This is a genomic window from Caballeronia sp. BR00000012568055 (assembly GCF_029439455.1).
GTDB lineage: Bacteria > Pseudomonadota > Gammaproteobacteria > Burkholderiales > Burkholderiaceae > Caballeronia.
Genome location: NZ_JAQFVG010000138.1, coordinates 1 through 576, shown reverse-complemented (window position 1 = coordinate 576; position 576 = coordinate 1). Strand labels below are relative to the sequence as shown.

At 56.6% G+C, this 576-nt stretch carries 1 protein-coding gene; it reads left to right on the top strand.

The annotated features are described in order from the left end of the window. On the top strand, positions 1 to 576 hold a 576-nt coding region (locus P7F28_RS07920), incomplete at both ends, for a hydrolase (RefSeq protein WP_277183972.1).

Sequence of the window (576 nt, the reverse complement as noted above, 5' to 3'; positions counted from 1 at the left end):
CCGTCGCGCTGATCGACTATCAGCCGCAGATGTTCTTCGGCACGATGTCGCACGAACGCACCAATATCCTGCACAACGTGCAGGCCATCGCCAAGGCATCGAAGCTGTTCAAGGTGCCGACCATTCTCACCACGGTTGCAGCGAAGTCCTTTAGCGGCGACATGGTGCCGGAAGTGCAATCCGTATTTCCCGAACAAACGCCGATCGATCGCACGTCGATGAACTCGTGGGAAGACGCGAATTTTCGCCGCGCCATCGAAGCGACGGGCAAGAAAAAGATCGTTATCGCAGGTCTTTGGACGGATGTATGCGTGTCGTTTCCGACCATTCAAATGATCGCGGAAGGCTATGAAATCTATGTGCCGACCGATGCCTGCGGCGATGTCTCGCACGAGGCACATGAACGCGCCGTGCAACGCATCATCCAGGCAGGCGCGGTGCCGATGACGTCGTTCCAGTACATGTTTGAACTGCAACGCGACTGGGCGCGCGGCGAGACATACGAAGGCTGTATGGATATTCTCAAGGCGCATAGCGCCTACGGTATCGGCGTGCGTTATGCGAAGTCGATTCTTG